Source organism: Pseudarthrobacter sp. fls2-241-R2A-168, from assembly GCF_030209335.1.
Taxonomy (GTDB): Bacteria; Actinomycetota; Actinomycetes; order Actinomycetales; family Micrococcaceae; genus Arthrobacter.
Map to the genome: position 1 here is coordinate 61,572 of NZ_JARVSG010000042.1, position 24,774 is coordinate 86,345.

The window sequence follows — 24,774 nt, forward strand, 5'->3', positions numbered from 1 at the left end:
ATGGGCGCACTGCAGATCAGGGCCCTCGGTCCACTGGAGGTGGTTGCCGACGGCCAGAGCGTGCTGCTCGGCAGCGAAAAAATGCGGATCGTCCTCGAATGTCTGGTGCTCATGGCCAATACCGTTGTGACCGCCGATTTCCTCGCCGACGCCATTTGGGACGGCAGTCTGCCCGCACATCCAGGCGCGCAACTTCAGGTCTACGTCGCCAACCTGAGGCGCCTGCTGGAACCTGGCCGGCCCAAGGGCGTTCCTTCGCAGCGGCTCGCCAGCCGGCCGGGAGGCTACGTGTTGAAGGTGGCGGACGACGAAGTAGACCTGCTGCAGTTTCGCGCGCACATCGTCGCTGGTGAGCAAGCAGTGCAGGCCGGCAACCTGGCGGTGGGAGCCGAAAAGCTGCGCGAGGGTGTGCGGCTGTTCAGGGGACCGATCTTCCCGGACCTGGCCGATCTCGAACTGCTGGCGCCAGACCTCGAGGGGCTGCGGGAAACGTGGCTGGACGCTTATCAGGATCTCGCCGAAATCGAACTCGCGCTGGGCAGGCACAACACTTTGGCGGGCGAGCTGCAGCAGCTCGTCTCACAACATCCATACCGTGAACGGCTGTGGGCCTCGCTTGTTGTTGCTCTATACCGCTGTGGACGGCAGGCGGACGCGCTCGCCGCTGTGCGGCACGCGCGCAAAGTGTTCGTTGCGGAGCTCGGAATTGATCCCGGGGTCCGGCTGCAGGAGCTGGAAGCGCTGGTACTGCGGCAGGATGCCTCACTCGATGCACCCGCAACGAACGGGCATCGCCCCAGGCAGCGGCTGGAAAACCTGCCTGCTCCGGTCACCCCGTTAGTGGGCCGGGAGGCGGAACTAAAAGAGGTGTGCTCGTTGTACCGCTCAGGGGAATGCCGTCTGGTGACTGTCACCGGCCCGGGCGGTGCCGGGAAAACGCGGCTGGTGCTGGCCGCTGCGGCCCGGTTGGGCGAGCACATGGACGACGGCGTGGGCTGGGTGAATCTGGCACCGCTTTCGGACGTCCATCAAGTTCCGGGCGCCATCGCCACCATGCTTGGCCTGGAGGATTGGGCCGGCGACGATCCGCTGAAAGCCGCTTCCCGGTTCCTTCGTACACGCCGGCTGCTGTTGGTGCTGGACAACTTCGAACATCTGGAGGACGCCTGGCCGATGGTGGTGGATCTGCTCACCGCCGCTCCCGATCTTCGTATCCTGACCACCAGCCGCAGGCGCCTCGGGCTGCGCGCCGAATACGAGTTCGAGCTCGGACCGCTTGCCCTCCCGCCGATTGAACCGGCCCTGCCTCCCAGCAGGCTCCGGGAAGTGCCGGCGGTGAAGCTGCTCCTGAACCGGGGGAGGGCAGCCAGGCCCCATTTCGGCGTTGACCTGGAGAATGCCGCCGTCCTGACCCGGCTGTGCCACCGTCTGGATGGCTTACCGCTGGCCATTGAGCTGGCCGCCGCCCAGTTGCGGTACCGCACTGAGCAGGACCTCCTGGCGGATCTGGAACTCAGTCTGAATGACCTCCCGGCAGCCTTCCGGGACCTTCCTGAACGGCAGCGGACGCTGACTGCTGCGATCATCTGGAGCTATCAGCTGCTGGGCAGAGACGAGCAGCTGCTGTTGGTCCACCTTGGGGTTTTTGCAGGCGATCCCACCGTCGAGGCTGTCGCCTCGGTATGCAGCGGAGCGCCTCACGTCCAGTCCCGGATTGACGAGCTGTTGTCATCCCTCGCGGACCAGAGCCTGATTAGAAGGTACACCGACGCCAGCGGACACCAACGGGTGTCCATGCTCCAGTCGATCCGTGAGTTCGCCCGCGACAGGTTGTCGCAGCTCAGTTGGGCAGCGGACATTCGACTCCAGCATGCCCGCTACTGCCTTTGGCTTGCGGAGGCAGCTGGCCCGATCCTGTGGGGGCGCGGCCAGGTGGAAGCATTCCGGCTTCTGCAGTCGGACGCCCTCGACCTGCGGGCGGCACTGCTATGGGCAGCCGGACCGGACGGGGTAGCAGAGGTGGGGCTGGGCCTGGTGGGGCAACTTTGGCACTACTGGGAACTCACCGGTGACGTCGCCGTGGAGCAGCGCACCGCCGTCGACATGGTGGAAAAGGCGGCGGATACTGCGCCTGAAGTGCTGGCTCCGGCACTCAGCGGCGCGGCCACTCTGTGCTGGACAGTAGGGAGATTTGGCGACGCGGCATGGTTACATCACAAGGCGCTTGAGGCGTTTGAGCGTGCAGGAATCAACGCCGGGGCTGCATGGACCACAATGTGCCTGGCCGTCCAGGCTGCCCAGACTGAAGACCTAACCACTGCCAGGAGGCTGGCGGCTGTTGCCTTGCAATCGCCGGCAGCCAGCCCCCGGACGCGTGTGGCCTCGCTGGTTGTGCTCTCCCGGCTTGCGTTCTTTTCGGGGGACGTCGCCCGGACCCTTGAGTTGTCGCATCGGTGTGCCGAATTGGCGCGGTCCATCGGGGATCGGTGGCTGCTGGGCGTAGGGCTTGTGAACCTGGCGGAAGCCCTCGAACAGGCAGGTGATTACGACGGCGCGGAAAGCCTCCTGCTTGAAGCCATAACCGGCGCCCTTGAGCTGCAGGCGCAGGGCCATCTGACCGGATTCCTCGATTCGCTGGCTGGAGTCTACGTGGCACGGCACCGCACCGAGTTGGCTATCCGGCTGCTGGCTTCTGCCGACTCGTACCGATCGGACCGTGGGCAACTGCTGGATGGGGAGGAACGGAGACGGGTTGACGGGATCATCGCCAAAGCCAGGTCCGAAGCGGGACAGGTACGGTTTGCCCTTGCCTGGTCCGCGGGTAGGACGCTTTCGCTCACCCAAGCCGTCAATGAGGTCCTCCGCCTGAGCGCACGCCACGCTGGCGCGGACATCCCGTACCGTGTCTCCAGGTTTTCTGATGCTGACGGCGCCTTGAACCCGGCGCCGTGGTGAGGGGACAACCTGCGTGGCTACCGGCTGAGCAGAACCATCGCTTCGTAGTGCGTGGTTTGCGGGAACATGTCCAGGACCCGGGCCTGCCGTGCCGTGAACGAGGGGAGTGCAGCCAGGTCGCGGGCCAGCGACTGAGCATTGCAGCTCGAGTAGACAACGTGCTCGACGTCCGACGATTCAAGCCAACCGCACAGCTCCTTGCCGATGCCGCGCCGGGGCGGGTTGACGATGACCAGTTCGGGTGACTGGTCCGCCCCGAGGGCGAAAGCGGTGGCGTCGCCGGCCCGGAAGTTCATGCGCTCCAGCCCGGCTTCTTCACTGCTGATTTTGGCCGAGACGATGGCTTCGCTGCTCGTTTCGATGCCGGTAACGTCCCTGGACGGGTCCGCGCAGTGCAAGGCGAAACCGCCTACGCCGCAGTAGAGGTCCCAGACCGAGGCCGGAGCCAGCTGGTTGACCCATTCCCGCCCCTGCCGGTACAGCGCAGCGGCCATCTCGCTGTTGGTCTGGAAAAAGCTCTGCGGCCGGAGGTGCAGGCTCACGTCGTTGACCCGCATCCTGAGCGTTGACTGCTCAGTCAGCACGATCTCGCGGTCACCCTCCAGCACCGCCTTGTGCTCCGGGAGCAGGTTCACCGAAAGCACCTTCACCTGTGGCAGGGCAGCCAGCAGGCCGGGGAGGTTTTTCCGGATGCGCGGCACCAGTTGTTCCGAGCGCAGTACCAGGCGGAGCATGATGTCGCCGTCCGGTGATTCGGTGATGATCAGGTGCTTCAGCTCGCCGCTTCGCCGCGGAACATCGTACGGAGTCAGGCGGGTTTGGCGGATGAAGTCCGCAAGAACCGGGAAACACGCCCGCAGGCCGGGGGAGCAGACGCCGCATTGGCGCAGGTCCACTCCAAAGCCTTCAGCGTCGAGGATCCCGATGGTGGGCCACTGGGCCGTTCCGCCAATCACCATCTTGGCCTTGTTGCGGAAGCCGGACTCCCCACCCGCAAGAGCCGGGAGCCATTCCAACGAGGTGTGGTCGGCGAGGAGGGTTTGGCAGTGCCTCTGCTTGCCTGCGAGCTGTTTAAGGTAGGGCGTACCCATGTGGGTGCAGGAGCGGCAACGGCCGGCATCGAAGTAGAAACAATGCATGACCCGAAGATTTTACCCGCTCTGGGAAGCCGCCTGCCTCCCGGCCGGGGCGGGCGTGGAAACGGCGGCTACTCCCCGCGGCGCCCGTACACGCTGATCACGTTGCCCTTGCTGGTCCGGTACTGATCCTGCAGTTCGAGCCTGGTAGTGGGGTCGCCGTCTTCGAACAGGCGGCGGCCTGTGCCGGCGATGACCGGGTGGGTCATCAGGGTCAGCGAATCCAGCAGCCCGGCGAACAGCAGCTGCCGGGTCACGGAGATGCTGCCGCACACCGCGATCTCGCCGCCGTCGCGCTCCTTCAGCTTGCCCACGAACTCTTCCAAGGGTGCGTCCATCAGGCGCGAGTTCTGCCATTCCAGCGGTTCCTTCAACGACCGGGAGGCCACAAACTTGTCCACGGAATTGATGAAGGCCGCAAAGTCTTGGTCCGCTGTAGCGGTTGGCCAGTAACCAGCCCATTCCTGGTAGCTGACCCGGCCCAGTACTACCGTGTCCACCGTCTGCATCATTTTGGTCAGGCCCGCACCAAGCTCGTCGTCGAAGCTGTCGAACTGGAACTTGAACGGTTCTGACACCACGCCGTCAACGGAATGGAACAAACCGGCAGTGACTTTTCGCATAAGGACCTCCAGGGTGGCCAACAGTTCGGGCAAGCCGGCAGCGGCGCCGGTCAGGTCCACGGTATTCGCTGGGTCTGCGGCAGGGAAGAGGGCGAAAATATCCGCGCCATGCTGGGCCGGACGTTAGGTTCATCACCACCGCCTGCGTGTTGCCGCGATTCGCGCCTCGGCAGCCCCATACTGGTCTTGAGCGGCTGTAGCCGTGCCCCGGCCAGGCAGGAGGAAGTGCGTGGAAAACCTGAAAAAGATCGTGACCAACCAGTATTTCCCGGCCGCAGCGGTGCTCACCGCAGTGGTCCTTTTTTGGGCCACTGGCCTGCTGGGCGGGCTCTCCCTCCTGAACAACAACCAGCCGCCGCTCACCACACTGACCTGGATGCTCTTTGTCTACCTGGCAGCCGTACTCACGCCGCTGGCCGGCGTCGTGGCCGCAGTCGATTTGCTCCGCCGCTGGAAGCGGAACCGCGCCGCCGTTGCCGCCGGTGCATATGAAGCAGCCGAGGCGATGGAAGCAGAGGCAGTTGACGTGGCATACGAAGCCGCAGCGGAAGCTGTCACCGAGCCGGTACAACAGCAGCCAGTCCCGCAGCACGTGGCCCCCCAGCAACAGCCGGCCCAGCAGCAGCCGGCCCAGCAACACCCAGCACGCCTGCAGGCGCCCGCCCAGAAGCGGACCGTCCAGCAGCAGCCGTCACACCAGACGCCGAAGCAGCAGAAGCCGAGCCAGAAAAAGTCCGGCACCAAGAAGGCTGCCTGACCGGACCTACCGGGCCAGTTCCACCCTGTTCCGTCCCGCGGCCTTGGCTGCGTACAACGCGGCGTCGGCCGCACCCACCAGCGTGTCGGCGTCAGCCCGGTGCCCGTGGCAATACGACGAAATTCCGGCACTGAGCCGCAGCTGCCCGGATGGATCGCCGGCATGCACAATCGCCAGGTCCCGCACGGCCGCCAGCGCCCGTTCCATCAGCGCCTTCGCCCCCGTTCCTGACTGCTGGGGCAGCACCAGCAGGAACTCCTCGCCGCCGTAGCGGTACACACCATCGCTTTTCCTGGCAATACCCAGCAGCGCCGCCGCCACCGCCCGCAGGGCCAGGTCTCCGGCCTGGTGGCCGTAGAGATCGTTGAAGCTTTTGAAATTGTCCACGTCGCACATGGCCAGGCTGTACTGCTCCGCGTACCGCTCGCTGCGCAGGTGCAACTGTTCCAGATCCTCCGACAGTTTGAGCCGGTTGTGCAGCCCGGTCAGCGGATCGGTCCGCGCCTGCCGGGACAGGACCCGGCGGTAGTGTGCCAGGTCCGCGTGCAGGGTGGTGATGCGCCGGGCCACCAGCAGCCGGGCATGGAGCACAAACGGGTCCAGCGGCTTGGTGACGTAGTCGTCCGCGCCGGCCTCCAGCCCCGCCAGCACATCGTCCCGCGAGCCCTGCGAGGTCAGCAGCACCACATACGTGTACAGGTCCTGCTCCCGCGCCCGGATAGCCCGGCACAAAGCCAGCCCATCCATACCGGGCATCATCCAGTCGGTCACCACCACGTCAGGCTGATGCTCCAGGTACAGCGCCCACGCCTCGTCACCGTCCCCGGCAGTGAGGCAGTTATGCCCGGAACGTTCGACGGCGGCCCTCGCCACCATCAGCGAGCCCGGGTCGTCATCGGCCACCAGAACTTTCACGGGGTCACCTCCAGCGCCGCGTCCAGTTCCGCGTCCAGCCGATGCAGCTCCGCCTCAAGGCGCCGGACCAGGGGGTCACCGCCGTCGGCGGTCCCGCCGCGGCCCAGCCTTTCCAGCTCGGCACAAATCCCCGCCACGGCGGCGGCCCCGATATTGGCCGCCGACCCCTTCAGCGCGTGCGCCGCCTGCGCCAAAGCCGGCCCGTCGCCGTCGTCCACGGCTGCCTGCAGGGCGGCCACCCGCTCGGGCAGGCCCCGCCGGAACGCGGCCACCGCCTCAGGCAGCAGGCCCCGCCCGTCGTCCGGTCCCAGCTCCCGCAGGATGGCAATCCGGTCCTGGTCCAGGGCGGCAACGGTTGCCGGGCCCGTCGGTGGTGTCCCTCCTGTCACTGCCAGCGGCTGGGGGACAAGCCCTTGAACAAGGCGGCCCACGGGTGCCGGAACCCAGCGGACCAGCGTGGCTTCCAGTGCGGCGGCGTCCACCGGTTTGGCGAGATAATCGTCCATTCCGGCAGCGAGGCACCGTTCCCGGTCACCGTCCAGCGCGCCGGCGGTCATGGCAATGATGGGTAGGCGCGGATGCGTGGTGTCCCGGCGCCGGATCTGGCGGGTGGCTTCAAACCCGTCCATCACGGGCATGTGGCAATCCATCAGGACTGCGGCATAGCGGGTTCCCGCGGTGGCGGCGAGGGCCTCAACACCATTGGAGACCACGTCCACCGCATAACCGAGCCTGCTGACGGTGGCCCGGGCCACCAGCTGGTTCACCTCGTTGTCCTCCACTACCAGGATCCGGCCCCGTGACGGCCCGTCCGAAGCAGCCGAAACCTGGGATGGGGCGGCGGCCGGAACTGAAGGCCCGTGCGTGGACATCAGCCGGACCAGGCGGTTGTAGAACTCAGAGCTCCGGACGGGCTTCATCAGCCATTCGCGCACGCCGGCGTCGCTGATCTCCGCGGCGTTGACCTGCATTGTGGAGGTGAGCATGATCAGTTCCATTTCCGCGAGCCCGGCATCGGCCTTGATGCGCCGCGCGAGTTCCAGCCCGTCCGTATCCGGCATGCAGAAATCCAGCACGGCCAGGTGGAAAGGCTCCCCGGCCGCGTCTGCCTCCCGGGCCCGGACCAGCGCTGAGGCAGCATCGGGGACGGCCTGGGGCAGGAGCCGCCAGCCCCGCAGCTGCGATTCGAGCACCAGTCTGTTGGTGGCATTGTCATCCACCACCAGGACCCGCAGGCCGTTAAGGAAGCCGGCCGCGGGAACGGGGTCCGTGGATGGCGGCGCCACCGGCAGGGGCAGCCGAAACCAGAAAGTGCTGCCCTTCCCCGGGATGCTTTCGAGGCCAATGTCGCCGTCCATCGCGTCCGTCAACCGGCTGCAAATGGCCAGGCCCAGGCCGGTGCCACCGTACCGGCGGGTAGTGGAGGCGTCCGCCTGCGAGAACGATTGGAAGAGCCTGCCGTGCTGGGAACGCTCAATGCCGATACCGGTATCGCGGACCTCGAAGTGCACAGTTGCGGTGCTTCCGGCAGCAGCGCCGGGATTCTGCGTGGTGACCCTGATGGATACCTCGCCGGCTGCCGTGAACTTGACCGCGTTGGACGCCAGGTTGAGGAGGACCTGGCGGATCCGGCCGGAGTCGCCCACGAGCCGTGCGGGAACCTCGGGTTCGCAGTAGGCGATCAGCTCCAGGTTCTTGGCCTGCGCAGGCTCGGCGAGGAGCCCGGCCACCTCCTCCACGAGGACGCGCGGATCAAAGGGGCGCACGTCCAGGTCAACCTTGCCGGCCTCCAGCTTGGAGAAGTCCAGGATGTCGTTGATCAGGGCCAGCAGTGCCTCGCCTGCGCCCTTCACGCCGTCCGCGTACTGCTTCTGGGTGGAGTCCAGCGGTGTCTCCAGCAACAGTGCGGTCAGGCCCACGACGCCGTTCATGGGCGTCCGGATCTCGTGGCTCATGGTGGCCAGGAACTCCGACTTCAGCCTGCTGGACTCCAGGGCAGCTTCGCGGGCTGCCTCCAGTTCCCTGGTGCGGACCGCCACCTCATCCTCGAGTCCGGTGGTGAGGGTGATGTTCTCCAGGATGATCAGCACCTGCCGCACCATCACGAACACCAGGACGGCGGCACCCACCACCAGCAGGAAGGGATCGAGCTCTGGCAGGTGGGGGCCGGCGAACAGCACCACGGCAACCAGCAGCGGCACATATGGGAGCAGCTCAAGCGCGAGGGTGTAGCCGGTCCGGTCTGACCCGGTGTTCTCCTGGTACGGTGCCAGCGGCGCGAGGGCGATCAGGAGGAAGGCGATGATCCAGCCCAGGGCGAGCGGCGAACCAGTGGTGCCGCTGACGCCGTCGAACGTCAACCGCACGTAGATACTGTCCGTCACGGCCAGCACCAGCAGCCCGCCGCCGAAGCAGAACCAGGGCAGCCGCTCACCCGGCTGCCGGCGCATGGCCAGGACCAGCACCAGGGAGGTGATCACCAGGTCCGCCACCGGATACCCCATCCCGGTGAGCCGGGCCAGGGGATCGCCATCTGCGTCGAAGGCGGCGCCCAGCACGACGTACCAGCTGACCACGAGCACCGAGCCGGCAATCACTGCCGCGTCCATCACGGCCCGGTACAGCGCCACATGGTTGCCGCTGCGCCTTTTGAACGCAAAAAGCGCGACGACGGCCGGCACCGAGTAGCCGATAAACAAGGCATCTGCCAGGGAGGGGAAGGGGTACACGTGGTTGTTGGCCAGGCCGTAAAAGGCGTAGAGGGCCATCCCTGCTGCCCAGATGAAGGCGGCAGCTGCCATAAATGTCCACGGCCTGGCGTTGGCGCCGCCGCGGCGTGCCGCCCGGGCGCAGCTTGCCCCCGCCAGCAGGGACGCTGCCAGAATGACGAAGTCACCGGTGACCAGGGCAGCCGGAGACCCGCTGTTGGCCGCGAAAAAGACGCCAAGCCCGGCCAGACTGATGGCCGTCAGCACCGCCAGCCATGTCGCGGGAAATCTGTTGCTGCGGCCGGTGGGCCGGGGTTGCAGGAGACCAGTCTGAGACACGCGGGAACCCTCCCCATAGGTGCGCCCTGGAACTCCGGAACCGTTGGGAAAACCGGGCACGGGGCCCACCCGAGACCTGGGCGGAGACGCCTTCCAATGATATGCCTCACATCGTCTAAATGGCGGGGGCGCGCGTCCTTTTACCGCCCCTTGAGGGCGTTGAGGGCTTCTTCCGCGTGCTGCAACGCGTACTCCATCCGCATGCCTGGCTCCGGCAGCGAGAAAAGGTACCCCTGCAGGGAGTCACACTCCAGTGCCGTGAGGTAGTCGGCCTGGGCCGCCGTTTCCACGCCTTCGGCCGTGACAGTCAACCCGAGGCTGTGGGCCATGTTGATCATGGAACTGAGTATGGGCAGCCGCTCACTGCCGGTGCGCACCATGGACACAAAGCTCTTGTCGATTTTCACGGTATCCACCGGCAGGTCCTGCAGCCGGCCCAAGGAGGAATAACCGGTCCCAAAATCGTCCAGGGCAACCCGCGCCCCGGCGTCCCGCAGCCGGCTGAGCTGTTTGATCAGGCTGCCTTCGGCGTCGAAAAAGACGGACTCGGTCACCTCCAGCGCCAGCTGGTATGCGGACACTCCGCTGGCCTCGGCGAGGCGCAGGACTTCTTCGGCGAAATCCGGATTCTGCAGCTGGACGCCGGAGACGTTCACGGACAGGGACCGGGATGGGTCCTCGCTCAGCCACGAGGCCAGCTGCACCATCCCGTAGGCCATCACCTCGGCGCCGATTTCGTTAATCAGCCCGGTACGTTCAGCCAGCGGGATAAAGACCGACGGCGGCACGCGCTCGCCGTCCCTGTCCCACCGTGCCAGCGCCTCGAACTGCACCACCTGGCCCATCCGGTGCGACACGATGGGCTGGAAGTCCACCGAGATCTCGCCCCGGGATACCGCCATTTGCAGTCCGCTTTCCATGTCGGTCCGCTGGACCAGGGCGGTCATCATGTCCGGGTGGAACCGGAGGAAGCGGTTCTTTCCGGCGGCCTTGGCTGCGTACATGGCGATGTCCGCATGCCGCAGCAGCTCGGAGGCGCCCACGTTGTCCTGCCCCAGGGATGCCAGTCCCAGGCTGAGGCTCGGCCGCAGTACTGTGCCGTTGATAGTGACGGGGACGTGCAGGCAGCGGACGATGCAGCCGGCAATGTCGTCGGCGTCCGGGCAGGCGGTCAGCAGTACCACGAATTCATCACCGCCGAGCCGGGCCACCACATCAGCTGTGGGGACGCAGCCGCGGAGCCGGCGCGCCACTTCGATCAGCATGTCGTCCCCTGCCTGGTGCCCCAGGATGTCGTTGACTTCCTTGAAGTCGTCCAGGTCCAGCAGGAGGACGTCCACCGCCTTCAGCCGCGGCTCCTCCAAGGCATCCGCCAGGGCGTCGTTGAACACAGCCCTGTTGGCCAGCCCTGTCAGCGGATCCTGGAAGGCCATGGTCCGCAGTTTTTCCGCCTGCGCAGCAAGGTCCAGCAAGGCCTGTTGCGCCTGTTCCTGCGCCTTTCGCCGGGGAGTGACGTCCCGAAAGCTCCATACCCTGCCCACGATCTGCTCACCCACCCGCTGCGGGCGGGAATACCGCTCGAACGTGCGGCCGTCCTTGAAATCCAGGACGTCGTGGCTTTCCGCTTCCGGGTTGTCCCGCAGTTCATTGATGCGGCCCATGAAGGCCACCGGATCCGCCAGCTGGGAAACTACCAGGCGCACGATCGGTTCCTCGCTGTCGCCCTCGAGGAGCTCCGGCGGGATGCCCCACATTCTCAGGAACTGGTCGTTGAAACCGGCAACATGGCCCTGGTTGCTGATCACCAGGATGCCGTCCGCAGTGGATTCCAGGGTGGCGGTCAGCAGGGACATCGCCTCCCGCAGATCCTCCTGGGCCGCGGCCCGGTGCGCTGTGCCGCGGACCGAGAGCAGCAGCTGGTGCCCGGTCCCGGCAGCCGGCTGAGCCGCCAGGACGGAACCTGGGAGCAGCGCCACTGCCACTTCCGCCGGAAACTCGGTCCCGTTGCTGTTCACGCAAAAGACCTCCTGCGGCGGCGGGTATCCCCCCGGCTCCGCCAGCAGTTGCTGGAACAGCCGGTCCACCTCGTTATGGAAGCCAGGCGTCAACAGGGAGCGGTAATTCCGGCCCGCCAATTCTTTCGGCTTGAACCCGAAAAGCCTCTCAGCAGCGGCGTTCGCCACGGTGATGCTGCCGTCGGGAGCCAGTGCCAGGAGTGCGTCGGGGCTGGCGTCCAGGACAATGCCGAATGACGGCATTGCCAGTCCGTCGCTTTGGCTTTGAGAATCAGCCATTACACCACCCCCCTCGCACATCATAAAGTGCCCGCCTCCAAAATCCACGGGTCAGCGGAAACCGTTTTTTTCCGGCGTATGGGCTAAGTAGGCAAAATGCGCGGGCCATGGCATGCAAAAGCGCCGCCCTCCGCGGGGGAGGACGGCGCTTTGCGCTTGGTTAGTGTGAGCTGCAGCTATACGCGGCGGCTGCTCCGGTTGGTGACTGCACCGTAGATCAGCAGTACGACAATCGACCCGAGGATGGCCAGCAGCCATGTGCGGATATCGAAGAATTCAGCCAGTCCGCCGCCGAAGATCAGCGAGCCGATCCAGCCGCCCAGGATGGCGCCGACGACGCCGAGGACCATGGTGACTACCCAGCCTCCGCCTTGACGTCCCGGCAGGATGGCCTTGGCAATAGCACCCGCGATCAGGCCCAAAATGAGAAATCCGAGAATACCCATGTTGTCACTCCTTAATCAGTAAGTTGTGCCGTGCCCCCATATCCGGTTCCCTAATTCAATCAGTGTGCTTACTACACTTCAAGACCTTAAATATCACGGGATGACTGTCAGTTTGGCCGGAGCAGGCTGCCCTGACGGTGGAACCGGGGGCGGCAGCAGCGGGAATACCGTGATTCCCGGGCAGCTGGCGGCCCCTTCGATAGAGTTGGCTGTCCCCGGCCAAACCGAAGGAGCTCCGGCATGTCCAGCCAGCAAAACGTCCGGCCACGCGCCATCTTCCTAGACATCGACGGCACCTATGCGGATCATGGGGTGGTCCCGGCTGCCCACGTGGACGCCGTCCAGGAGGTGCGGCGGCGCGGACACCTGGTGTTCGTGTGCACCGGCCGGCCGCTGTCCATGGTCCCGGGACACATCGTGGACGCTGGGTTCGACGGCGTGATCACCGGTGCTGGTGCCCGGGTGGAGTTGAACGGGGCCGTACTGAAGGACACGCGGTTCAACCAGGACCTGGCAGCACGGATCGTGGACACGCTTGACGCTAACGATGTCGCCTACATCCTTGAAGCGCCCGAAGCGCTGTATGGAAGGACCGGCGTGGACCAGCGCCTTAGGCGGGTGCTGACGCCTGTTTTTGCCGGCAGGTCCCGGCACGACGGCGTCCTGAGCACTGACGTTGATCCGGTGGAGGACATCCTGGGCCCGATGCAGTACAGCGATGACCTCCGGTCCGTGTCATACGCCAAGATCTCCTGTTTTGACTCCCCGGTTCCGCTGACCGGCCTGATTGAGGGGCTCGGCCAGGGCGTAGGACTCATCCCCAGTTCGCTGTCCGCACTGGGTGACAGGGCGGGGGAGATCTTTATGGCCGGAACCCACAAAGCGGTAGGCATCCAGGTAGTGGAGAAGCATTTGGGCCTGAAGCGCGAGGACATCGTGGCCATCGGGGACAGCGCCAATGACATCGAGATGCTTGAGTACGCAGGCATTGGCATCGCGGTGGAGGACGGCCACCCCAGGGTGCTGGCCGTCGCCGACAGGGTTACCCTAGGCCCGGCCGGCAATGGTGTGGCGCTTGCCTTTGCCCAGCTCGGCCTCCTGGACTAACCCCTTCGGGGGAACGGGGCGCTGGCAGCCTGCCCGGGGGCGGCAGGCATCGGGGCCGCCTTGCCGGTGGAGGTTCCGAGGCCGCGCACCACCCAGCCCTCCGCCTGCCAGGCCGCGGTGTCCAGCACGTTGCGGGCATCAAGCACCGCCCGGCGTCGTACCAGTGCGCCTGCAACTCCGGGCGAGAGCTGCCGGTACTCATCCCACTCGGTGAGGAGGAGCACCAGCTCTGCTCCCTGCAGCGCCCGCAGCGTCGAGGCCTCGAACCGGAGCCGCGGGTAGCGCCGCCAGGCGTGATTCACTGCCTTGGGGTCGGTCACCGTCACGTGCGCCCCGGCAGCTGCGAGGCGGTCCGCGACGTCCAGTGCGGGGGAGTCGCGGATGTCATCGGTGTCCGGTTTGAAGGACGCGCCCAGCACCGTGACGGAACGTCCGGCGAGGCTTCCGCCGCAGAGTCCGGCGGCGAGGCTCACGGTCCGGGCGCGCTGGCCGAGGTTGACGCCGTCCACCAGCTGCATCCAGTCCTCCACAGCCGTGACGCCGAGGCCGGCTGCCTGGGAACGGAGGCTGCGGATGTCCTTGGGCAGGCATCCGCCGCCGAAGCCCAGCCCTGCGTGCAGGTACCGGCCGCCGATCCTTGGGTCCATCCCCATCGCCTCGCTCAGCTCCGCCACGTCGGCACCGGCGGCGTCACAGAGCTCGGCCACGGCATTGATGAAGCTGACTTTGGTGGCGAGGTAAGCGTTGGCCGCCGACTTGATGAGTTCCGCGGTGGCGAAGTTGCACACCAGGCGGGGGATCCCGGCGTCGAGCAGCGGCTCATAGACAGCATCCAGGGCGGCGGTGGCCCCCGTGGGTGCGCCCGTCCGGAGGCTGAACGCGGCGGCCCGCCCGCCGTCCACCCCGTAGACCAGCCGGTCCGGCACCAGCGAGTCCTTCACCGCCGTGCCCTGCCGGAGGAACTCCGGATTCCAGGCCAGCAGCACATCGCGCCGCTCACGCATCACCTCGCGGAGCATGTCCACGGTGCCAACGGGAACAGTGGACTTTCCCACGACGACGGCGCCCGCGGCCACGTGCGGCAGCAGCGCCTCCGCTGCGGAGACAAGGTAGGTGAGGTCGGCGGCGTCGGACGTTTTATGTTGGGGAGTGCCCACGCACAGGAAGTGCACCTGCGCGCCCTTGGCGTCCGCCGCCGTCGTGGAGAAAGTCAGCCGCCCGGTAGTAAGGCCGTCCTGCAGCAGCTCGTCCAGGCCGGGCTCGTGAAAGGGTGCCTGGCCGCGGGACAGCTGGCCAACCTTGCCGGGATCGACGTCAACGCCCACAACGGTGTGGCCCATCGACGCAAGCGTGGCGGCATGCACCGCGCCGAGGTAACCACAGCCGATAACCGAGATCTTCACAGCGTTGCCCCTTTGGCGTTGGTTGGGCGCGGGCCGGTGGGCGCAGGGAACGGGGCCAATGTGCCGCTGATGACTTCTTCGTAGTGCCGGACCAGCTGTCCGCAGAGGGCGGGCCAGGTCCTGTCCTGCACCGACGCATTCGCCGCTGCGGCGAAGGCGCGCCGCTTGGCGTCGTCGCCCATGAGGTCCAGCACGCGGCTGCGCATTCCGGACAGGTCCCCGGGCTCATAGAGCCAGCCGGTCCGCGAGTTCTCCACCAGGTCCAGCGGCCCGCCGCGGCCCGTGGCCACCACCGGCACACCCGACGCCATGGCTTCCTGGATGGTCTGGCAGAACGTTTCGAACTCGCCGGGATGGACAAACAGGTCAAAAGACGCCACGGCGCGGGCCAGGTCTTCGCCGCCCAGGAATCCGGTGAAGACGGCATCCGGAAGGGCCTCTTCCACGGCCGCCCGCTGCGGACCGTCGCCCACAATCACCAACCTGGTGTGAGGAATGCCGGCCAGGGCGGCGAGGTCCTCCACCTGCTTCTCCACGGCCAGCCGGCCCACGTAGCCGATTATCCGCTCACCGCCGGGAGCCGCCCCGGCCCGCCACCCGTCGTCGCGCTTTTCCGGCGAAAAACGGGCCGTGTCCACGCCGCGCCGCCACATCTGCAACCGGGGGATGCCGCGGCCGCGCAACTGGTTCAGCGCGAACGTGGACGGCACCAGGGTGCGGCTGGCGAGCAGATGGATGTTCTCCACCCGGTTCCAGGCCCAGTTCTCCAGGAACGGGACGCCGTATCGCGCCGCGTAGCTGGGAACCTCTGTCTGGTAGATGGCTAGGGTTGGGATCCCCAGTTGATGCGCGGCCTGGGCTGCCCGCCAGCCGAGGACGAACGGAGAGGCCAGATGGACCACGTCCGGTGCGTAGTCGGCAAGGATTCTCTTGACCCGGTACACACCGCCCATGGCGACCCGAACGTTCGTATAGCCGGCCAGCGGCACCGCTGGAAGCCGGTGGATCTCCGCGCCCTTGACATGGTGCGGCGCTTCCGTGTCCTGGGTGGAGGGGGCGATGACCAGGACGTCGTCACCCCGTTCCTCAAGGTGTTCCAGCACCCGCAGGATGGAGTGCGTCACACCGTTCATCAGGGGCAGGAATGATTCAGCAACAATTGCGATCCTCACCCCTCAACGGTGGGCGTGCGGCGTTGCGGGGCGGGGGACCTGATGTGACGCCGGGGGAAAGGTTAGGGAAACATCAGGGCCCGTTGGCCTCAGCGCCACCTTGTCTCCCGCCAAGGAGTCCGGAAAATTCTTCAGGACAAAAAGCCTCGTCAGGGCGGGATCCGAAGACGCCCCGATAAAAAAGTACTAAGTAGACTTTCCTTTTGATGCTAAGCATGCTTACTGTAGACGGGCAGTCAGCGCGATGCCTCTAGCAAAGGGGGCGGAGGCCGTGCACTGGGGGAGACCCCGGTGCCGGAACATCCATGCTGGCTTGACCCAGCGCAACGACAAATCCAAGGAGACGTCATGCTCAACAGGGAAAACCTTGAAAGCCTGCTCAACAAGAACGGCAACGTACTCGGTTCCGACGGCGAGAAGATCGGCTCAATCGGGCAGCTCTACGCAGACGATGACACCGGGGAGCCCACATGGGTCACCGTCAAGACCGGTCTCTTCGGCACCTCCCAGTCCTTTGTGCCCGTCGAGGGGTCACACACGCAGGGCGACGACCTGGTGGTTCCGTACAGCAAGGATCACGTCAAGGACGCGCCCCGGGTGGACGTGGACGGACACCTCACCCCTGAGGAAGAGGACCGGCTGTACACCTACTACGAACGCGGCGCCCGGACCTACTCCGATGCCCGCGATTCCGGAACCCGCGGCGACGTGGACCTGCAGGGCGACGCCGACCTCAACGCAGGCACCCCGAACGCGGGTACGGACGGATACGCTGCCAGCGGCACCTCCGGCCGCGGCGCTGTTGGCCACGACACCTCCGGCCCCACCACCGATGACGCCATGACCCGCTCGGAGGAGCAGCTTCATGTTGGCACCGAGCGCGAGGCTGCCGGCCGGGCCCGCCTCCGGAAGTACGTCACCACTGAGAACGTCACGAAGACAGTCCCGGTACAGCGCGAAGAAGTACGCCTGGAGCGCGAGCCCATCACTGATGCCAACCGCGGTGCGGCGCTTAACGGCCCGGACATCAGTGAAGAAGAGCACGAAGTGATCCTGCACGAGGAACGCCCCGTGGTGGAGAAGGAAACCGTCCCGGTGGAGCGGGTCCGCCTCGACAAGGATGTGGTCCAGGATGACGTCACCGTCAACGAGGAAGTCCGCAAGGAGCACATCGACGCTGACGGCGTGGACGGCAACCGCCGCCGCTGACTTTCCGCCGCTGATTTACTGCTGACGCGCCGCTGAACGGACCGGTGCGAGGGCAACCATCCAGCGAACGACGCCGGGAGTCCACTTGGGGGCTCCCGGCGTCGTTGTGCATGCGGAACTTTGTTCTATTGCCGCGGCTGTTTCCCGCTGGTGGCGGTCCAGCCGCGGAATGCCGGTGCAGCAACGCCGGAAACGGCAACTGCACCAGCCAGTACAACGAACATCTTCAGAACTTAATGTCCTTCTCCCATTCGCGGCTCCTGTTTTTCCCGGGTTACGAATTCCGGGCTAGGTCCTGCTGGCCGCCAGGTTCCTGGAGAACAGCCAGCCGGCAACAATCATCACGACGCCCAATGCCAGGTGGGTCCAGTTGTCCGCCATGTTCAGCGACAGGAAATTGGCTGCCGAACCAACACCGACAATCAGCCCGAAGATGGCCAGGACGATATACAGTGCGCCTGCTCCCAGTAGGAAGTTGCGGGCGCCGTATTCGGAACGGGACATGGCCAGGCCGGTTGCGCCGATGGCCAGCTGCACAATGTTGAGCAGCATGGATACCTGGAACAAACCGAGGAACATGGCATGCGAAGCCGGTCCAAGGAACATCAGTTCGCTGTATTGCGTGGTGACGCCCGGGATAAAGCCCAGGACACCCACCAGCATCAAGACAATTCCCACGCCCATGCCAACGTTTTGGACGTCTGCCCGACCAAAGTGAACGCCGTGTGCATGCGGGGATGCGGTAGTCATTTTTTTGCCTCCTGCCACTATTGTGGACAGTTCAATTTTACGGCTGCCCCTGGTGAAAAGCGCCGGCGCAGGCCGGTATTGAGCCGGTGCCCCTCCGGGTTGCGCCGATGCTGTTGCGCCTGTCGGTCACGGACCGGACAGTGCCGCCGTGACACCATGGAAAACGATGAAACTGCGCGCTGATCAGACCGGAGACCGTGGCCTTCCCATGCCCCTATGGATGCAGGGTGCCCTCGAAACGGCCCAGGCAGCCGTCATCTCCGCACTGGTGGTGATCGCGCCGGTCCTGGCCGTCTGGGCCACCGCCGGATTCCATGACGGCGCGCTGGACTATTTGGCCCGGCTGGCCGGCCAGTCATGGCTGCTGGTCCATGGGGTGCCGCTGGAACTCAAGGCCGCCGGCTCCACAGCCGCTGCCGGCGCAGGCTCCGGGCTGCTCACGCTGATACCGCTTGGCCTCACACTGATCCCCTTCCTGCTCGCCTGGCGGGCGGGCCGCCGGCTGGCACGGGCTTCCTATACAGACCAGCTGTGGCAGGCACTCCTCGGTTCCTGGGTGGTTTACGGGGCCTTCGGAGCGGCGACGGGTTTCGTTTGCCGCACGCCCGACGTCGGCATCAATGCCTGGCACGCCATGTTCATCCCGCTCATTCCCTACGCCCTGGGCATGGTGATCGGCGCACGGCGTGAGGCAGGCTCGTGGAGCCGGCTCATCGGCGTCGACGCCGTGGACTGGATTTCCCGCACCAGCCAGCATTCCCGCTGGGCGGGGTCCTACCTCGGTTCCGCCGCGAAAGCCGGATTTGTGGCGGTGCTGTCCGCCCTGGCGCTGGCCGCTTTGCTGCTGGCTGTTGACCTCTTTATCCACTGGAACCTGGTGGTGGCGGTCTATGAAGCGCTCGACGCCGGCGCTGTGGGAGGTGCCGCACTCACCATTGCACAGCTGGGGTTCCTGCCCAACCTCGTGGTGTTTGCCCTGGCATGGGCATCGGGTTCAGGTTTTTCCATGGGCGTCGGTTCCCAGGTGGGCCCCTTGGGCACTGCCGTGGGTCCGCTCCCGTCCGTCCCGGTGCTGGCCGCCATCCCGGCTGGCCCCCTGGAGTACGCCTTCGCTGCCTTGATCGTCCCGGTCCTCGCCGGTGTCCTGGCAGGCTGGTGGTTCCTGCGCGAAGGCGAAAACCACTTCGACGAGTGGCTCTCCATCAAGGTCCGTGCCCGCTGGTTCACGGCCACGGTTTCCACCCTGGTGCTCGGCGTGCTGTGCGGACTGGCTGCCGGGCTGCTGACCGCCGGGCTGGCGTGGCTGGCGCGCGGCTCGGCCGGGATCGGACGCCTCACCTCGATCGGCCCTGACCCCTTGTGGACGGGAGTCTGGGTGGCCGCCGAAGTTGCCGCCGGCGTCGTCATTGGTTACGCGGCAGGGCCTTGGCTGGAACGTGAGCAGGCGGCGAAGGAAGAAGCAGCGGAGCTGGTCCGCTAGAGGCTGCCCCGTGCATTCGGCCCCTTAGGGCAGCTGCGAGGGCAGCGACTCCTGCAGCTGCACCCGGCACGCCGACTGTGCCTGCTGCGTCAAGGCCCGTCCGGCGCACGCCTGGTACTCGCGCACGTGCTCGAAGAACAGGGCAGTGACCAGAATCAGCAGCACCATGATCGCCGACACCACCAGGCCGGAGATGGTGCCGATGAGGACAAGCCGGGACTCCTTCAGCCGCGCGGCCCGGACCAGCAGCAGCACGCCGAGGGTGAGGCTGGCCACGGTCAGGATAGCCGTGAGCCAGAGGTAGTTGATGTCCAGCTGGTACACAAAAAAGGCGCCGAGTACCGAAACCACGAAAATCCGAAACAGGGTGTGGGTCTTGGCGAGCGAGGCCTTGGCTGCCTCGCTGAGCGGCGGTTTTGTGCGCTGCTGCCCAGCCGGTTGCGGTGTGGAGTTCATGTTTTCCAGCGTACGCGAGGCTGCCCATAAGCTAGAGCCATGCGCATCGTAGTCCTCGTTTCCGGAACCGGGTCCAACCTCCAGGCAGTCATTGACGCGGTTAAGGCAGGGGAACTCGACGTCGACATCGCTGCGGTGGGGGCCGACCGGCCGGGGACTTTTGGGGTGGAACGGTCCGCCGCTGCCGGCATCCCCACGTTTGTGGTGGACTTCAAGGATTATCAGGACCGGGCGGACTGGAACGCCGCCCTGACCAAGGCCGTAGCTGCTTTTGAGCCGGACGTGGTGGTGTCTTCAGGCTTCATGCGGATTGTGAGCCCGGAGTTCATCGATGCTTTCAACGGCAAGTACCTGAACACCCACCCCGCCCTGCTTCCGGCGTTCCCGGGCGCCCACGGCGTGCGGGATGCGATGGCGTACGGCGTGAAGGTGACCGGCTGCACCGTCCACTGGGCCGACGCCGGCGTGGACACCGGGCCCATCATCGCCCAGGAAGCCGTTGCCGTCGAGGAGTCCGATACCGAGGAAACCCTGCACGAGCGCATCAAGGTAGTGGAGCGCCGGCTGCTGGTGTCTACTCTGGCAAACCTCGCCGCGAGCGACGCCCACGCCTCCTGACCCCGCCGCCACCCAAACCCGACCTCTCCTCCCCAACTAGGTAGCGCTATGTGTCGTTTTGACCCTTCAAAACGACACATAGCGCTACCTAGTTTTGTGAGGCCACCTCGGGCTGTGGATAACTTCGGCAGCCACGCTTCAGGCCTGCCACGATGGGCGAATGAAGGTTCCAACCCGATTACCCGAACACCTGGCTTCCCTGCCGTTTACCCTCCAGGAAGCCGTCGACGCCGGGATCAGCCGACGTCGACTCCGTCACCAAGGCTTGCAATGGCCAAGCAGGGGAGTCCGGGTGCCCCACGTTGGCGATGATGTCACCTTGGCTCCCCGGATCCGGCCCTTCACGTTGGTCACTGAGTTTGCTGCAGCTTCGCATGCGTCCGCTTTCCTCCTATGGGAGTTTCCCGGCTTTTTGCCCGGCAGCAGTGAGCCACTACTGCACATCTCGCGTCCTGACACGGTCTCCATCATGCGGCGACCCGGTGTGAAGGGGCACCGCGGGCAGTTCTTCGCTGACGAGGTAGTCAGCCATCACGGGTTGCTCATCACTTCGCGGACTAGGACCTGGCTTGATTGCTCCCGCAAAATGAGCGTCGAAGAGCTGACCGTGGTGGCCGACCACTTGCTTCGGGTCCCACGGCCCGCACTCGAAAGCCGGACTGAGCCCTATGCAACACGGGAGGACCTGGAGGACATGCTCGACCGGCACAAGGGGACGCCAGGAATCCGGAAGGCGCGTCTCGCCCTTGACCTGGCCCGCGTGGGGTCCGACTCTGCCCCAGAAACCAGGCTGCGGCTGGCGCTGGAGGACGCCGGCCTGCCCGAACCTCTCCTGAACGTGCCTACGGAGTTGCATGCCGGCGTCGTACGCCAACCCGACCTCAGTTATCCGGAACGAAAGGTCGCCGTGGAATACGACGGAGAGGGCCACTCGGAGACCGCGCAAATTGTCAGGGACATTGCCCGAGAAGAGGACTTCGTCCGGGCGGGCTGGATCCTGGTCCGAATCTCCAAGAGGCATATGCAAAACGAGGCCAGACTCGCCGTCGCGAAGGTGAGGCGGACGCTGCTGTCCCGAGGGTGGTCACAGCACGACTGATCGAAACTAGGTAGCGCTAAGTGTCGTTATCAGGCCCCAAAACGACACTTAGCGCTACCTAGTTGGGTAGGGGGAGGGGTCAGTCGAGGCGGCACTGCCTGGTTTCGGGAGAGAAGAACGCCATCCACAAAACAGCAAGGAGCACCAGGCCTCCGGCGAGGGCGAAGGACGTGGCCAAACCCAGCTCAGGCCAGAAGTAATTGGCGAAGATCAGCGGACCGAAGCCCGCGCCCAGGCGGGAGAACGTGGACGCCCAGCCGAAACCAGTGCCGCGCAGCTCGGTGGGGTAGAGCTCGGAAACGTAGGCGTACAGGACCGGGATGGCCACCTGCACCACGAAGCCGAACACCAGCAGCCAGAACACCGCCGCAGTGGGGATGTCCACCACAATCGCCACAATCACCAGGGTCAGCGCCGACAGCGGTCCCGTGATGGCGAGAATCCATTTGCGGCCCACCCGCTCCACCAGCAGGGCCGCCACAATAACGCCCAAAAGCCCCACGGCGGCCATGGATGCCGTGGTGACAAACGCCTTGTACTCAGCAAAGCCGGCGCCGATCAGGATCCGCGGCATCCACGTCAGCGACAGGTAGTAGACCAGCAGGATGGTGAAGAAGAGGGACCATGCCGCAGCTGTGATCTTCCAGTTGAACTGCCACACGAGGCGCAGCTGGTGCCAGGCGCTGCCGGCGGAAAGCCGGGGCACTTCCTTGCCGTCGGGCAGACTGTAGGCACGCGGTTCGGCCCCCGTGGCTGCCACCAGTCCGTCGATGACCTTGGCTGCTTCCTCGCGCCGGCCCTTGCGGATCAGGAACAGCGGGGACTCGGGCACGCTCCGCCGGACCCAGAACACCAGCAGAGCAGGCAGCACCATCACCAGCATGGTCAGCCGCCAGTCACCGAACAGGCCCACCAGCCCGGCGGAGACGAAGCCGGCCAGGGCGGCACCCACCGGCCACCAGCCGTCCATGGCGGTGAGGACCTTGCCGCGCTGTTTGCGGGGAGTGAACTCACCCACCAGGGCATAGTCCACGGGAATACAGCCGCCCAGGCCGAAGCCCGCCATAAACCGGAACATGCAGAACAAAATGAAGTCGGGCGAGAAAGCCCCCAGCACGGTGAAGAGGGAGAAGATCAGCAGGGTGGCCGTGAAGGCCTTCTTGCGCCCGATAGTGTCCGCGATGGTGCCCCACACAAAGGCGCCCAGGGCCATGCCGATCAGGTTGGCGGTTCCCACCCAGGCGACCTCACCCGGGGTCAGGGCCCAGTGCGTGGAGAGCAGCGGGATGAGGATGCCGTTGAGGGTCACATCCCAGGCGTCGAACATAAAACCAAGGCCGCCGATCACGAAAATCCTGCCCTGGACTTTCCATCGCCATGGCAGTTCCTGGACCACCTGCTCGCCGCTTGGCACAGTGGTGTAAGTATTCATCGCAGCCTCCTGCAAGAACTTTAGCCCGGCCCGCTGACGTTCACACTTCAGGCCGCACAGGGGGCAATCTGCACTTCGCGATAAACTGGCCGTATCCCCACCAACCGCGGCGTTGTTCCGCGAGATAAGACGGAGACATTTGTGAGCTTCACGCAGCATGAGCGCGTATCCATCGACCGAGTTCCGATCCGCCGGGCCCTCATCTCGGTTTACGACAAAACCGGTCTGGAGGAGCTCGCCCAGGGCCTGCATGCAGCGGGAGTGAAGCTTGTTTCCACCGGGTCCACGGCCAAGAAGATCGCTGCCGCCGGCATTCCCGTCCAGGAGGTCGAGGAAGTCACGGGTTCGCCTGAAATGCTCGACGGCCGCGTGAAGACGCTGCACCCGCGCGTGCACGGCGGCATCCTCGCGGACCGCCGCGTCCCGGCGCACATGGAAACGCTCACCAGCATGGAAATCGAGCCGTTCGACCTGGTGGTGGTGAACCTCTACCCGTTCGTCGAGACGGTGAAGTCCGGCGCTGCCCAGGACGATGTTGTGGAGCAGATCGACATCGGAGGACCCGCCATGGTGCGCTCCGCAGCGAAGAACCATGCCGCCGTCGCCATTGTGGTGGACCCCACCTTCTACGGCCAGGTAGTCGCCGCTGCCGCCGAGGGCGGCTTTGACCTCAAGACCCGACGCCGGCTGGCCGCCAAGGCGTTCGCCCACACTGCCTCGTACGACAACGCCGTGGCCACCTGGACCGCGAGCCAGTTCCTGGACGAAGACGGCGACGGCGTCATCGACTGGCCCGCTTATGCCGGCCTTTCGCTGGAACGCTCCGAGGTGCTGCGCTACGGCGAGAACCCGCACCAGCAGGCGGCACTCTACGTTGACAAGGCAGCTCCGGCAGGCATCGCGCAGGCTGACCAGCTGCATGGCAAGGCCATGAGTTACAACAACTTCGTTGACGCCGATGCAGCCCTCCGCGCGGCTTACGACTTCAGCGAGCCCGCGGTCGCCATCATCAAGCACGCCAACCCGTGCGGTGTAGCCGTCGGAGCGGAAGACGCAGCGGACCCCATCGCTGATGCCCACGCCAAAGCGCACGCCTGCGATCCCGTTTCCGCGTTCGGTGGGGTCATCGCCGCCAACCGCACCGTGACCGCGGGCATGGCCAACACCGTGAAGGACATCTTCACGGAGGTTGTCATCGCGCCGGGCTTCGAGCCGGAAGCAGTGGAAATCCTGTCCAAGAAGAAGAACATCCGACTGCTCGCGCTGCCGGAAGGCTACGGCCGGTACCCCTCGGAGATCCGCCAGGTTTCCGGCGGCGTCCTGGTCCAGGTCAGCGACAAAGTTGATGCCGACGGCGACAACCCCGCCAACTGGACCCTCGCCGCCGGTGCGGCCGCCGACGACAAGACCCTCGCGGACCTCGCCTTCGCCTGGACTGCCTGCCGGGCCGCCAAGTCCAACGCCATCCTGCTGGCCCAGGACGGCGCTGCCGTGGGCATCGGCATGGGACAGGTCAACCGCCTGGACTCGTGCCGCCTGGCCGTTGAGCGGGCCAACACCCTCGGCGTGGAGGTTCAGTCCGACGTCGAAGGCGCCGGCGGTGCCTCAAACGCCAGCGGTTCCGGTGCACCCCAGCGCGCCCGCGGTGCCGTGGCGGCATCCGACGCGTTCTTCCCGTTCGCTGACGGCCTGCAGATCCTGATCGACGCCGGCGTCCGTGCCGTGGTCCAGCCCGGCGGCTCCGTCCGGGACGAGGAAGTGATCGCGGCAGCCAACGCGGCTGGCGTGACCATGTACTTCACCGGTGCCCGTCACTTCTTCCACTAATATCGCTGCGTCCACCCCGGCTCCCTGTCCTCGCAAGCTCGGGGCCGG

Annotated in this window: 19 protein-coding genes; 8 read left to right on the plus strand and 11 right to left on the minus strand. The window is 65.8% G+C overall.

Annotated features, from left to right (window positions below; genetic code table 11):
• Positions 1-2,955, plus strand: coding sequence for an AfsR/SARP family transcriptional regulator (locus tag QRN11_RS20095; protein WP_285314229.1), 2,955 nt, complete (start codon positions 1-3; stop codon positions 2,953-2,955).
• A gap of 17 nt (positions 2,956-2,972) precedes the next feature.
• On the opposite strand, the gene rlmC is transcribed toward QRN11_RS20095, so the two are convergent.
• Positions 2,973-4,094 carry a 23S rRNA (uracil(747)-C(5))-methyltransferase RlmC gene (rlmC, locus tag QRN11_RS20100; protein ID WP_285314230.1) on the minus strand — a complete coding sequence of 374 codons (1,122 nt, stop codon included), beginning with the start codon at positions 4,092-4,094 and terminating at the stop codon, positions 2,973-2,975.
• 68 nt (positions 4,095-4,162) lie between these two features.
• Positions 4,163-4,714 (minus strand): dihydrofolate reductase family protein, encoded by a 552-nt coding sequence (locus QRN11_RS20105; RefSeq protein WP_091424320.1) that lies wholly within the window; start codon positions 4,712-4,714, stop codon positions 4,163-4,165.
• Positions 4,715-4,943: 229 nt separating this feature from the next.
• Between QRN11_RS20105 and QRN11_RS20110 the strand changes: the two genes are divergently transcribed.
• Positions 4,944-5,471, plus strand: coding sequence for a hypothetical protein (locus QRN11_RS20110; RefSeq protein WP_285314231.1), 528 nt, complete (start codon positions 4,944-4,946; stop codon positions 5,469-5,471).
• Between the two features lie 6 nt (positions 5,472-5,477).
• Here the strand turns inward: QRN11_RS20110 and QRN11_RS20115 are convergent, their stop codons facing one another.
• The 4 genes from QRN11_RS20115 to QRN11_RS20130 form a co-directional block, all read right to left on the minus strand.
• Positions 5,478-6,386 (minus strand): GGDEF domain-containing response regulator, encoded by a 909-nt coding sequence (locus tag QRN11_RS20115; protein ID WP_142057590.1) that lies wholly within the window; start codon positions 6,384-6,386, stop codon positions 5,478-5,480.
• Positions 6,383-9,433 carry a hybrid sensor histidine kinase/response regulator gene (locus QRN11_RS20120; RefSeq protein ID WP_285314232.1) on the minus strand — a complete coding sequence of 1,017 codons (3,051 nt, stop codon included), beginning with the start codon at positions 9,431-9,433 and terminating at the stop codon, positions 6,383-6,385. Before QRN11_RS20120 ends, QRN11_RS20115 begins: the two co-directional genes overlap by 4 nt.
• Positions 9,434-9,573: 140 nt before the next feature.
• Positions 9,574-11,727 (minus strand): sensor domain-containing protein, encoded by a 2,154-nt coding sequence (locus QRN11_RS20125; protein ID WP_285314233.1) that lies wholly within the window; start codon positions 11,725-11,727, stop codon positions 9,574-9,576.
• Positions 11,728-11,903: 176 nt separating this feature from the next.
• Complete coding sequence (locus QRN11_RS20130; RefSeq protein WP_050055989.1) at positions 11,904-12,173, minus strand: GlsB/YeaQ/YmgE family stress response membrane protein; 270 nt, start codon at positions 12,171-12,173, stop codon at positions 11,904-11,906.
• Positions 12,174-12,413: 240 nt separating this feature from the next.
• Here QRN11_RS20130 and QRN11_RS20135 point away from each other — a divergent pair, with 240 nt between their 5' ends.
• The gene (locus tag QRN11_RS20135) at positions 12,414-13,280 is read left to right on the plus strand and encodes an HAD hydrolase family protein (RefSeq protein WP_285314234.1); all 867 of its coding nucleotides are present in this window, start codon (positions 12,414-12,416) and stop codon (positions 13,278-13,280) included.
• On the opposite strand, the gene QRN11_RS20140 is transcribed toward QRN11_RS20135, so the two are convergent.
• Both QRN11_RS20140 and QRN11_RS20145 read right to left on the minus strand, forming a co-directional pair.
• On the minus strand, positions 13,277-14,683 hold the full coding sequence (locus QRN11_RS20140; protein ID WP_285314235.1) for a UDP-glucose dehydrogenase family protein: 1,407 nt from the start codon (positions 14,681-14,683) through the stop codon (positions 13,277-13,279). The two genes, QRN11_RS20135 and QRN11_RS20140, sit on opposite strands and share 4 nt — an antisense overlap.
• Positions 14,680-15,855, minus strand: coding sequence for a glycosyltransferase family 4 protein (locus tag QRN11_RS20145; protein ID WP_285314236.1), 1,176 nt, complete (start codon positions 15,853-15,855; stop codon positions 14,680-14,682). Before QRN11_RS20145 ends, QRN11_RS20140 begins: the two co-directional genes overlap by 4 nt.
• A 348-nt stretch (positions 15,856-16,203) precedes the next feature.
• Here QRN11_RS20145 and QRN11_RS20150 point away from each other — a divergent pair, with 348 nt between their 5' ends.
• Positions 16,204-17,064, plus strand: a complete 861-nt coding sequence (locus QRN11_RS20150) for a PRC and DUF2382 domain-containing protein (protein WP_091424294.1) — start codon at positions 16,204-16,206, stop codon at positions 17,062-17,064.
• A gap of 288 nt (positions 17,065-17,352) precedes the next feature.
• Here the strand turns inward: QRN11_RS20150 and QRN11_RS20155 are convergent, their stop codons facing one another.
• Positions 17,353-17,814, minus strand: coding sequence for a DUF4383 domain-containing protein (locus QRN11_RS20155; RefSeq protein ID WP_091424290.1), 462 nt, complete (start codon positions 17,812-17,814; stop codon positions 17,353-17,355).
• Between the two features lie 166 nt (positions 17,815-17,980).
• On the opposite strand from QRN11_RS20155, the gene QRN11_RS20160 reads away from it, so the two are divergent.
• Positions 17,981-19,294 carry a cell division protein PerM gene (locus QRN11_RS20160; RefSeq protein WP_285314237.1) on the plus strand — a complete coding sequence of 438 codons (1,314 nt, stop codon included), beginning with the start codon at positions 17,981-17,983 and terminating at the stop codon, positions 19,292-19,294.
• A 24-nt stretch (positions 19,295-19,318) separates the two neighbouring features.
• Here the strand turns inward: QRN11_RS20160 and QRN11_RS20165 are convergent, their stop codons facing one another.
• The gene (locus QRN11_RS20165) at positions 19,319-19,750 is read right to left on the minus strand and encodes a hypothetical protein (protein WP_285314238.1); all 432 of its coding nucleotides are present in this window, start codon (positions 19,748-19,750) and stop codon (positions 19,319-19,321) included.
• 39 nt (positions 19,751-19,789) lie between these two features.
• Here QRN11_RS20165 and purN point away from each other — a divergent pair, with 39 nt between their 5' ends.
• Both purN and QRN11_RS20175 read left to right on the plus strand, forming a co-directional pair.
• Entirely contained in the window at positions 19,790-20,368 is a 579-nt protein-coding gene (purN, locus tag QRN11_RS20170; protein WP_285314239.1) for a phosphoribosylglycinamide formyltransferase, read from the plus strand.
• Between the two features lie 469 nt (positions 20,369-20,837).
• Positions 20,838-21,467, plus strand: a complete 630-nt coding sequence (locus QRN11_RS20175; protein WP_285314240.1) for a putative endonuclease domain-containing protein — start codon at positions 20,838-20,840, stop codon at positions 21,465-21,467.
• A gap of 79 nt (positions 21,468-21,546) precedes the next feature.
• Here the strand turns inward: QRN11_RS20175 and QRN11_RS20180 are convergent, their stop codons facing one another.
• Positions 21,547-22,899 carry an MFS transporter gene (locus tag QRN11_RS20180; protein WP_285314241.1) on the minus strand — a complete coding sequence of 451 codons (1,353 nt, stop codon included), beginning with the start codon at positions 22,897-22,899 and terminating at the stop codon, positions 21,547-21,549.
• A gap of 141 nt (positions 22,900-23,040) precedes the next feature.
• Here QRN11_RS20180 and purH point away from each other — a divergent pair, with 141 nt between their 5' ends.
• Positions 23,041-24,726: a bifunctional phosphoribosylaminoimidazolecarboxamide formyltransferase/IMP cyclohydrolase gene (gene purH, locus QRN11_RS20185; RefSeq protein WP_285314242.1), complete on the plus strand. Its 1,686-nt coding sequence runs from the start codon at positions 23,041-23,043 to the stop codon at positions 24,724-24,726.
• Positions 24,727-24,774: the final 48 nt, after the last annotated feature.

What these genes read in the sequence shown, in the direction of transcription:
- QRN11_RS20175 (WP_285314240.1), top strand. Translation starts at nt 20,838, where the DNA reads ATGCGGCGACCCGGTGTGAAGGGGCACCGCGGGCAGTTCTTCGCTGAC.
- QRN11_RS20180 (WP_285314241.1), bottom strand. Translation starts at nt 22,899, where the DNA reads ATGAATACTTACACCACTGTGCCAAGCGGCGAGCAGGTGGTCCAGGAA.
- QRN11_RS20155 (WP_091424290.1), bottom strand. Translation starts at nt 17,814, where the DNA reads ATGACTACCGCATCCCCGCATGCACACGGCGTTCACTTTGGTCGGGCA.
- QRN11_RS20150 (WP_091424294.1), top strand. Translation starts at nt 16,204, where the DNA reads ATGCTCAACAGGGAAAACCTTGAAAGCCTGCTCAACAAGAACGGCAAC.
- QRN11_RS20125 (WP_285314233.1), bottom strand. Translation starts at nt 11,727, where the DNA reads ATGGCTGATTCTCAAAGCCAAAGCGACGGACTGGCAATGCCGTCATTC.
- purN (WP_285314239.1), top strand. Translation starts at nt 19,790, where the DNA reads ATGCGCATCGTAGTCCTCGTTTCCGGAACCGGGTCCAACCTCCAGGCA.
- QRN11_RS20130 (WP_050055989.1), bottom strand. Translation starts at nt 12,173, where the DNA reads ATGGGTATTCTCGGATTTCTCATTTTGGGCCTGATCGCGGGTGCTATT.
- rlmC (WP_285314230.1), bottom strand. Translation starts at nt 4,094, where the DNA reads ATGCATTGTTTCTACTTCGATGCCGGCCGTTGCCGCTCCTGCACCCAC.
- QRN11_RS20165 (WP_285314238.1), bottom strand. Translation starts at nt 19,750, where the DNA reads ATGAACTCCACACCGCAACCGGCTGGGCAGCAGCGCACAAAACCGCCG.
- QRN11_RS20105 (WP_091424320.1), bottom strand. Translation starts at nt 4,714, where the DNA reads ATGCGAAAAGTCACTGCCGGTTTGTTCCATTCCGTTGACGGCGTGGTG.
- QRN11_RS20135 (WP_285314234.1), top strand. Translation starts at nt 12,414, where the DNA reads ATGTCCAGCCAGCAAAACGTCCGGCCACGCGCCATCTTCCTAGACATC.
- QRN11_RS20160 (WP_285314237.1), top strand. Translation starts at nt 17,981, where the DNA reads ATGAAACTGCGCGCTGATCAGACCGGAGACCGTGGCCTTCCCATGCCC.
- QRN11_RS20095 (WP_285314229.1), top strand. Translation starts at nt 1, where the DNA reads ATGGGCGCACTGCAGATCAGGGCCCTCGGTCCACTGGAGGTGGTTGCC.